Raw genomic sequence first — 8959 nt, forward strand, 5'->3', positions numbered from 1 at the left:
TCGCACATGATCAGCTCGCACACAATTGACTAACGGATAATGCAAAATCGATTTGAACAGGTTAAGTTAATGGCCTATGTAGAAAACTGAAATAAATTTATTCCAACTTTAATCCCAGCATAAATCCCAAGGCATGCCGTAAAGGAAAGCGCAATGAGTCACAAAATTTTGCTCGTCAATGGCCCCAATCTCAACCTCTTAGGCCGCCGCGAGCCCAGCGTTTATGGTCATCAAACCTTAGCCGACATAGTGGCGGAGTTAAATCAGCAGGCAAAGTTGGCGGGAGTTGAGCTCGAACATATTCAGTCCAACGCCGAATTTGAGCTAATCAATGCGATTCATGCAACCGATGCCCAGATGATTATTATCAATCCCGCCGCCTTTACCCATACCAGCGTCGCCCTGCGTGATGCCCTGCTTGGCGTGGCAATTCCGTTCTTTGAAGTGCATTTATCCAATGTGCACGCCCGTGAAGCCTTTCGCCACCATTCCTATTTTTCCGATAAGGCGATAGGCGTGATTTGCGGTTTCGGTTCACAAGGTTATGAGTTTGCACTGGCGGCAGCCATTAAGCGGCTCAACCAGCAACAGTAATCCCATTCAATAGCGTGCTTTGCAAGGGCAGATAAATGGCAATGGATCTTCGTAAAATTAAAAAACTCATTGAGTTAGTACAAGAATCTGACATAGCAGAACTGGCGATCACAGAAGGTGAAGAATCAATTCGCATCACCCGCTACAGCCCTATGCCAGCCAATATGCAGTCATCGCAAACGCCAGCCATAGCACGAGTAGCGCCTTTGAGTGAACAGGCAAAGCAAACAAGCCATTCGCAAACAGGCATTACGCCAAGTACAGAAGGTTTTGTACAAGTCTCACCTATGGTCGGCACTTTTTACGCGGCGGCAGAACTCGATGATGTGCCGCTGGTTAAAGTCGGTCAACGTGTGAGCCAAGGTGAAGTTGTCTGCATTATCGAAGCGATGAGAATGATGAATCCCATCCAAGCCGAGCGCGATGGCGTGATCAGCGCTATTTGGGCCAAAGACGGCAATGAAGTGGCATTCGATCAGCCGCTATTTACCTTAATCTAACCGCTCGCCTTCCCATGAATTGAAGCGCACTTGAGTTTAAGATGCGGTTTTCAAGCCAAGACAGCATTAACCGAGGTCACTATGATATTAATTACCGGCGCCAGCAGTGGTTTAGGCGCGGCACTCGCATCGCTCTACGCCAAAGAGAACGAAGCACTGACACTCACAGGCCGCCATGCCGAGCGTCTACAAACCGTCGCCAATGCATTAACGCCCTTCTCCAACAAAACGATCGCCGCGATCACCGCCGATCTCGCCAGTGAATCGAGTCTCGAAGCCCTGTTCGATGGCCTAACGCAAGCCCCTAAAACCGTGATCCACTGTGCGGGCAGCGGCTACTTTGGTGCGATTGAAACCCAAACCGCCAGCGATATCCAGAGCCTGCTCAATAACAATGTCACCTCGACGATTCTGTTAGTGCGGGAATTAGTGAAACGCTATAAAGATCAAGCAGTCACTGTGGTTGTGGTCATGTCCACCGCAGCACTGGCCGCCAAGGCGGGAGAATCCACTTACTGCGCGGCAAAATGGGCGGTGCGGGGATTTATCGAGTCGGTGCGATTAGAGCTTAAACAAAGCCCAATGAAGTTGATTGCCGTGTATCCCGGCGGCATGGACACAGGCTTTTGGCCCAGTAGCGGTAAGGCTTTAGATACCTCAAGCTTTATGTCCGCCGATGAAGCGGCAGGCATGCTCAAACAAGCCTTAGTTGCCACAGAGCATGGTTATATCGCCGATATCACCATACAAAGGGGCTAAATGTGCGGATTCGAGACGCAGAATATGACCACTGCGTCTCTTCCTTAGCACTCGCTAGTCGGCGCAGTTCGCTGTATTTAGGGTAACGACGCGACGGCTTTCTCTGTGGGTCAGCCACCACATCAACAGTCCTCCCAATGACAACAAAGACGCCGCATAACCTGTCGCGGCAATGCCTTGTCCAGACAGGATCACTAAACTGCCCACCCAAGGGCCAATAGCATTGGCAAGATTAAAGGCGCATTGCACTAAAGCGCCTGTCATGGCTTGCCCATCGGGTGCCACATCCATCAATCTGGCTTGCACAATAGTGGCAAGCCCTAACCCACAACCGACAAAAAATACCACGGGCATCAGCGCCCAGTAATGTCCGGTCAAACTCGGGTAAATCGCTAATACCACAGTGCTTAACACTAACGACCAAAACGCCGCCGCTAAGGCCGACTTATCCGCCGCCCAACCACACACTAAGGTCCCCAATGTTGCGCCAATACCAAATACTGCCATCATGATTGGGATCTTAAACGGCTCGACTTGTGTCACTTGGATTAAGGTTTCAGCCAGATAGGTATACACGCAGAAGATACCGCCAAAGCCAATGGCGGCGATGCCGAGCGTCAGCCAGACCTCACGATTTTTAAGGGTTTGTAGCTCTTTTTTGGGACTCGCATCAGCGGGCACGGCTTGATTAGGTGCTAAAAAATACACCATTATCGCGGTAATGGTCGCCAGAATCGCCACTATGCCAATGCCCGAGCGCCAGCCCACAGTTTGCCCCATCCAAGTCGCAAACGGCACACCGATAATCGTCGCCAGCGTAAGGCCAATAATCACCCGCGATACGGCGCGGGCCTTCATTTCTGGTGGCACTAAAGAGGCGGCGAGCAACATAGCCACGCCGAAATAAGCGCCGTGGGGCAAGCCGCTGAGAAAACGAAAAAAGATTAACCAATTCAATGATGGCGCTAACGCACTTAAGCCATTGGCCACCGCCATTAACGCGGCTAAGGCAATCAAGAGTGTTCGCCGTCTGACCCTAACGGCTAGCACCATGATAATTGGCGAACCGACCACAACCCCCAGCGCATAGGCACTAATGGCATAACTCACATGGGCAACCTCTACCCCTAAATCACTCGCGATATAAGGCACTAAGGTCATGGAAGCAAATTCTGTGGTGCCTAAAGCGAATGTTCCGAGTGCTAAGGCAAGTAACACCCATAATGTACTGGCGCCCTTATGCTGGTTTTGGGCAGCCTGATTTCTAACAGTATTCAAACCTCTTCTCCGCTATGCTATAAAACGACAACTAGCTAATACCAATCGAATCAAATATCTGTTCATTCAGCGGGAGTTCAACGCGCTTTAGACAAGGCGAAGGCTTGAAGGCATAGTGGTGCTCTGTCGAAAGCCTTAAACGCAGTATAAAGCGCGTTGAAACCCGCCCTTCGGGAGCCACACAGGCATCCCACTCCCGTGTTGCATTGACTTAAAAGGGAATACCATTTCTGCGTCAATGCGCCTTGGATTGAGATACCTGTGAGGCTCTGAACTGATTAGATATTTAATGTGATTGGTATAACTCACTAATAAAAAGATAATAAAAGATGATAAAAGATGATAAATAAATTGGAGCCTACTAAGGGGCTCCAATTTCTCAGTCATTTACGTAATGTAAATCTATCTGACTAACTGTTCTTGATAGGTTTGACTGTTCCAGTCGTAGGCGTAAAGCGTGCCTTGCCACTCGTAAAGTGTACGACCATCCTGCTGTACAACCCTAGCATTGCTCGGCAAGCTAGACACACTGTGCGGTGCGCGTGGGCGCGGAGTTGCAGCTGTTTTGCCTGCGGCATTACTAGTTTGCGACACCAGTTGCCCAGTCGATTGTCCGGCCATATTTACAGGCATACTCGACACCATACGGCCTTCACTCGCAGAATACTGCATACTGGTTGTTACCCGTACAGGTGCAGAAATGGCCACAGGTTCATCGTCGTAGCGCATAGGAATCGACAAACCTATGCCCGAATAGGGCGAGTTCCAGTAATTTCGAGCGTAAGCGTCACGCGACGTATTCCAACCCCAATCATTGTTCCAATGGGTGTTCACACCATAACCGACATTCCAACCCGATCCCCACCCCGTAGCGAGCCCTAAACCCAGTCCTAAACCCCAAGGGTAATAAGGTCGATAATAGGGACGATAATGGCGATTATCTTTACGCACATGGCGGTTGTCGTAATAATTGTCATGACGATTATTGTAATGACTATCGCCACGACTGTAGCTATCACGATGACCGTGGCGTTCGTCTTGATCCGAATAGCCTCTATTTCCGGCCACCGCCACAGTCGGCACACTGAGCGCCCCCAAAAGTGAGATCCCCACGGCAAGCGATAAAACCAAGCACTTTAGCGACCGCTTATGCGCGCCATGTGATTGACTTTGAACACACTTTTCTTGAGCAAACCATACAGGAATATTCATATAAACCTCGAAATAAAGGGCGTAAGCGAGATCTATCGCGACTTACTGGTAACCATTTTACGCTTCCTAAGCTTGAAGATCACTGAATTGGTTAACCCTAAAACAGAAAAATGCTATAGTGCGCGCCACACGGATTTTCACCGCAGAGGCTATTTCCACATGAGTTTTAAGGATTTACGCAGCTTTATTGATCACTTAGAAGCCAATGGCGAACTCAAACGCATTAGCTACCCAGTTGATCCTCATTTAGAAATGACAGAGATCGCCGATCGCGTATTACGCGCTCAAGGCCCTGCGCTATTATTTGAAAATCCCAAAAATCATCACATGCCCGTGTTGGTAAACCTGTTTGGTACGCCAAAACGTGTGGCAATGGCACTCGGCAAAGACGACCCATTAGCCCTGCGCGAAGTGGGCGAGCTGTTAGCCTTTTTAAAGGAACCCGAGCCACCTCGGGGTTTTAAAGACGCGATAGCTAAGATCCCTATGTTCAAGCAAGCCTTGAATATGCCGCCAAAGACAGTGCGTAATCCGCCTTGCCAACAAATCATCAAAACCGGCGATGAGGTCGATTTAACTAAATTGCCTATTCAGCATTGCTGGCCGGGCGATGTCGCGCCACTGGTGACCTGGGGCTTAACCATCACCAAAGGCCCGCGCAAGAGTCGTCAGAATTTAGGCATTTATCGCCAACAATTACTGGGTAAAAACAAGCTGATCATGCGCTGGTTGTCCCACCGTGGCGGCGCGTTAGATTTTGCTGATTTTAAACAACAATTCCCCGGTGAGCGTTATCCGGTTGTGGTCGCACTCGGCGCCGATCCTGTGACCATTTTAGGTGCCGTCACCCCAGTCCCCGACTCCATGAGCGAATACGCTTTTGCCGGTTTACTACGCGGTGAACGTACCGAAGTCTGTAAGGCATTAAGCTGTGACTTAGAAGTGCCCGCCACCAGTGAAATCATCCTCGAAGGCTATATCGATCCTGAGGAACTGGCGGAAGAAGGCCCCTACGGCGATCACACGGGTTACTACAACGAAACCGATAAGTTTCCAGTATTTACCGTTACTCACATCACTCAGCGTAAAGATGCCATCTACCACAGCACTTACACTGGCCGTCCACCGGATGAGCCTGCCATGCTGGGGGTCGCATTAAACGAAGTGTTTGTGCCGATTTTGCGTAAGCAATATCCTGAGATCGTTGATTTTTATCTGCCACCTGAGGGCTGTTCGTACCGCATGGCAGTGATCTCCATTCGCAAACAATATCCGGGACATGCCAAACGAGTGATGATGGGCGCTTGGTCTTTCCTGCGCCAATTTATGTACACTAAGTTTATTGTCATAGTGGATGAAGATGTGAACTGCCGTGACTGGCAGGATGTGATCTGGGCGATCACCACCCGTATGGACCCTAAACGCGATACCGTGATGATCGAAAACACCCCGATCGACTACCTCGATTTTGCTTCACCCGTTGCGGGCTTAGGCTCAAAAATGGGACTCGATGCCACCAATAAGTGGGAAGGTGAAACCAACCGCGAATGGGGCACGCCAATCGTGATGGATCCAAAAGTAAAACAAAAGATCGACTCAATCTGGGATGAGTTAGGCATAGACGACAGCCCAACCCTATAATTCAGCTTAAGCCATTACTCAAGTATCGGCTTTAGCCAAGAGAATAGGCCAATAACAGGCCTCTAAAGCGACACCTAGACACATACTGTTGAAGAAAGGTGCAAAGGAAGTTTGATGAAAACCATACGTTGTAAGATAGAGAAAGTTAACCCATTTAACGATGCCGTATATCAAGTATTGTTAAGGCCTGAAACCGCCTTCGATTTCCAAGCGGGGCAATACTTATGTGTTGTCATGGGTGAAAAAGATAAACGCCCCTTCTCTATCGCATCAGCGCCAAACGCCGAGCTGATCGAATTACACATTGGCGCCGCTGTAAGTGAAAGCTACCCAATGCAAGTGGTCGAGCGCCTGAAAGCCTGCGCTATTGACGGCAGCACTATCGACATCGAAGCCCCAGGCGGCGAAGCCCACCTGCGTCACGAAAGCATTCGTCCTCGCCTGTTAATCGCCGGCGGCACAGGTTTCTCTTACATTAAAAGTATCATTGAGCACCAAATCGCCCTCGGCCAACAAGTTGAAACTATGCTGTATTGGGGTTGTCGCACCCAAGATGCCATGTATTTTGAAACCATCGCCCGCGAGTGGCACGACGCTCACCCTTGGTTACACTTCGTGCCAGTTATCGAAGAAGCTCCCGCTAATTGGCAAGGCAAAACCGCTAATCTGTTAGCGCAAATCAAACAAGATTTTGTCAGCTTAAATGGCTACGACATCTATATCGCTGGCCGTTTCGACATGGTGGGTGCAGCACGGGAAATCTTCCGCGAGATTGGTGTAGAAGAAGCACATCTCTACGGTGATGCGTTCGCGTTTATCAAATAACGCGATAATTTGTATGCTTGGCTGGCTAACGTTTGCCAGCATAGGCTTAAATAATAAACCCCAGTTTTTACTGGGGTTTTGTTTTTACATTACGCCGTATTTCACTTATTGGTGTGTTCTAAAGATCTAGAAATTTTCAAGTCAGCGAATAATGTAATTATTAAGCACTGTCATTCCAGTGACTCGCCGTAAATATATCCCTATAGGCTCGACGGCGGCATCCATGCCGCCAACGGTCACTTACATGCCAGTGCTTAATCTCCCTAAACTCCTCAGAAACCTGAAAGTCTTTTTTACTGCCATGATTGCTGAAAGTTTAACAATGGGCGGGTCATCAAATTACTAACAGATAGTAAAGATATAAACTACATCTGCTGTGAATCTCTTCACAGCCCACATACCCTATAGTTTAGATTAATCTGGCTTTCAATCATCACGACTTCAACCTCAGGAGAAGAACACTCGTGACAGAAGAAGCTAAATGCCAGCTCACCACTTATCAGTCCGCTCTTATCGGTCTAGTGACTATAAGACTAAGATCATCTTGCCAATGTAATCCCGGTGCTTTCATAAACCCGGCATCCTCATCACGGAGAATCACATAGCCAGAAGTTGACTACGCGCCATTAAGATTAGGTGTATCTATTCTTTTATCTCTTTCAGTGTAAAAAGAACTAACGGAATATTTTTACAGAATACTTCGGAAATTTTCTAGTGATATTAATGATATATAAGATAAGAATGCCAACTCTTATAGTTCAACTTTTTAGGTCTGTATGCCAAAATCAATTTTATCACCCATTATTCCCATAGCTTCCACTCAATCAATATTTGGCACTGTAGGGAAAAGCGAAAATGATTTTTCCAAAAATGTAAAAAGTGTTCGGAATATCCCAAATGTAGCAGCACAAATATCACCAAGGGTCTTCAATCATAATGGCATAGCGATAAGCCAAACAGGTCATGCTAAACAATTAGTTATTTTGACTCACGGCGGATGGAAAGAGCTTGAGAATAAGTCAACCGCCTTTCGCCGCCAGGTCGGTGATGGATGGACACATGTACCCACTGGATTACGTATAGATTTCTATACTGAGGATAAAAACTTCACTAAAGGGCCGAGTGTACTTTCAGAAGTGAATAAACGACCAAATGATGCGCTTAAAGGATTAGAGCCCCATCTAGGGCTCAGTGAAAGCGATTTAGTTCTCTTAGCGAATAGTCGAAATAAGTCGGTTGAGAGTATTCGAGATGACATGCTGAACTTGGCGACTTATAAGAAAGATGGCGTCACTGAGGGCGGGAGAGTGAAAGATTATGCCTTATACCATCATGAAAATACTCATGCCTTAATACAGCAACATCAAAATGGAAAATATAGTCCAGATGTTGATATTGCATTGGTCACGGATAAAAAGCATAAACGACATCTCTCTGATATTTTTGAAGCGATCAAAAAATCTGGAGCAGAATATCAGGTTATTCACTTTGGAGCTTGTAGGGTTGAACGAAGTGGTTCTGCAGTGCCTGAGTTAGCATAATCTCAGCAGTCAGAATCGCAACGGATTTGACCAGTAGACTATTTGAGACCTAGCAACACCTTTAGACACCTTGCTAAGTGAGTTAAATCACTTAGCAAGGTGAATCATGGCGACATAGAAAATCGCTGAATTTAGAGTCGAAGCACTGAGGCGTGTGGATAAGATCGCTGTTGCCGCTCAGCTCACCGTTAGACAATTGTCACTCACCCCATACCCGACCAATGAGGACTGCTCGTCCTATCAAAAACGTCCATGTTAAATAGCCAGCTCGATATCCATATCTCGCGCTCAAAGCGGCCGTAGGCCTTCGCCCTTGGATTCTCCAAGACGAACAACTTCCATATCTAACTGCCAGTTCGTCATATATGGACCCATCCGGTTTGCAAGACATTCGATATCAATTTTGAGAAGAGTTCATTGCACCCATATATTCGGCCTGTTATTGAGGTATGCCTCTGGCCCTGATGGATATCTGCTTCTACTGTCCTTATCATCCTTGCGGCTTCATTATGAGCCTATGGCGAGCTAAGGTTTTTAGTAGATCAGTCTGACTGTCTCATCATCAATTCAAGTGTCTTAGCAACTTGCTGGTTGGTTAATTATTAACGT

The 8959-nt window shown here is 47.5% G+C and carries 8 protein-coding genes; 6 read left to right on the forward strand and 2 right to left on the reverse strand.

Annotated features, from left to right (window positions below):
• The first annotated feature begins 153 nt into the window (after positions 1–153).
• From aroQ to L5M10_RS14885, 3 genes are all read left to right on the forward strand, one after another.
• Positions 154–594: a type II 3-dehydroquinate dehydratase gene (gene aroQ, locus L5M10_RS14875; protein WP_263192066.1), complete on the forward strand. Its 441-nt coding sequence runs from the start codon at positions 154–156 to the stop codon at positions 592–594.
• Positions 595–629: 35 nt separating this feature from the next.
• Complete coding sequence (gene accB / locus L5M10_RS14880) at positions 630–1094, forward strand: acetyl-CoA carboxylase biotin carboxyl carrier protein (protein ID WP_263192065.1); 465 nt, start codon at positions 630–632, stop codon at positions 1092–1094.
• An 81-nt stretch (positions 1095–1175) separates the two neighbouring features.
• Positions 1176–1853, forward strand: a complete 678-nt coding sequence (locus L5M10_RS14885) for an SDR family NAD(P)-dependent oxidoreductase (protein WP_113939203.1) — start codon at positions 1176–1178, stop codon at positions 1851–1853.
• Positions 1854–1907: 54 nt separating this feature from the next.
• Here the strand turns inward: L5M10_RS14885 and L5M10_RS14890 are convergent, their stop codons facing one another.
• Positions 1908–3131, reverse strand: a complete 1224-nt coding sequence (locus L5M10_RS14890; protein WP_219251012.1) for an MFS transporter — start codon at positions 3129–3131, stop codon at positions 1908–1910.
• Positions 3132–3533: 402 nt separating this feature from the next.
• Positions 3534–4343: a hypothetical protein gene (locus tag L5M10_RS14895; protein ID WP_263255489.1), complete on the reverse strand. Its 810-nt coding sequence runs from the start codon at positions 4341–4343 to the stop codon at positions 3534–3536.
• A gap of 159 nt (positions 4344–4502) precedes the next feature.
• On the opposite strand from L5M10_RS14895, the gene ubiD reads away from it, so the two are divergent.
• The 3 genes from ubiD to L5M10_RS14910 all read left to right on the forward strand — a co-directional run bounded on the left by ubiD (position 4503) and on the right by L5M10_RS14910 (position 8350).
• Positions 4503–5984 (forward strand): 4-hydroxy-3-polyprenylbenzoate decarboxylase, encoded by a 1482-nt coding sequence (gene ubiD, locus L5M10_RS14900; RefSeq protein ID WP_113939206.1) that lies wholly within the window; start codon positions 4503–4505, stop codon positions 5982–5984.
• 114 nt (positions 5985–6098) lie between these two features.
• Positions 6099–6809: an NAD(P)H-flavin reductase gene (gene fre / locus L5M10_RS14905; RefSeq protein ID WP_063883664.1), complete on the forward strand. Its 711-nt coding sequence runs from the start codon at positions 6099–6101 to the stop codon at positions 6807–6809.
• Positions 6810–7585: 776 nt separating this feature from the next.
• Positions 7586–8350 (forward strand): putative adhesin, encoded by a 765-nt coding sequence (locus tag L5M10_RS14910; RefSeq protein ID WP_173247763.1) that lies wholly within the window; start codon positions 7586–7588, stop codon positions 8348–8350.
• Positions 8351–8959 lie beyond the last annotated feature (609 nt).

Source organism: Shewanella sp. SM32 (assembly GCF_025654235.1).
GTDB lineage: Bacteria > Pseudomonadota > Gammaproteobacteria > Enterobacterales > Shewanellaceae > Shewanella > Shewanella oncorhynchi.

What these genes read in the sequence shown, in the direction of transcription:
- L5M10_RS14895 (WP_263255489.1), bottom strand. Translation starts at nt 4,343, where the DNA reads ATGAATATTCCTGTATGGTTTGCTCAAGAAAAGTGTGTTCAAAGTCAA.
- ubiD (WP_113939206.1), top strand. Translation starts at nt 4,503, where the DNA reads ATGAGTTTTAAGGATTTACGCAGCTTTATTGATCACTTAGAAGCCAAT.
- L5M10_RS14885 (WP_113939203.1), top strand. Translation starts at nt 1,176, where the DNA reads ATGATATTAATTACCGGCGCCAGCAGTGGTTTAGGCGCGGCACTCGCA.
- L5M10_RS14910 (WP_173247763.1), top strand. Translation starts at nt 7,586, where the DNA reads ATGCCAAAATCAATTTTATCACCCATTATTCCCATAGCTTCCACTCAA.
- aroQ (WP_263192066.1), top strand. Translation starts at nt 154, where the DNA reads ATGAGTCACAAAATTTTGCTCGTCAATGGCCCCAATCTCAACCTCTTA.
- fre (WP_063883664.1), top strand. Translation starts at nt 6,099, where the DNA reads ATGAAAACCATACGTTGTAAGATAGAGAAAGTTAACCCATTTAACGAT.
- accB (WP_263192065.1), top strand. Translation starts at nt 630, where the DNA reads ATGGCAATGGATCTTCGTAAAATTAAAAAACTCATTGAGTTAGTACAA.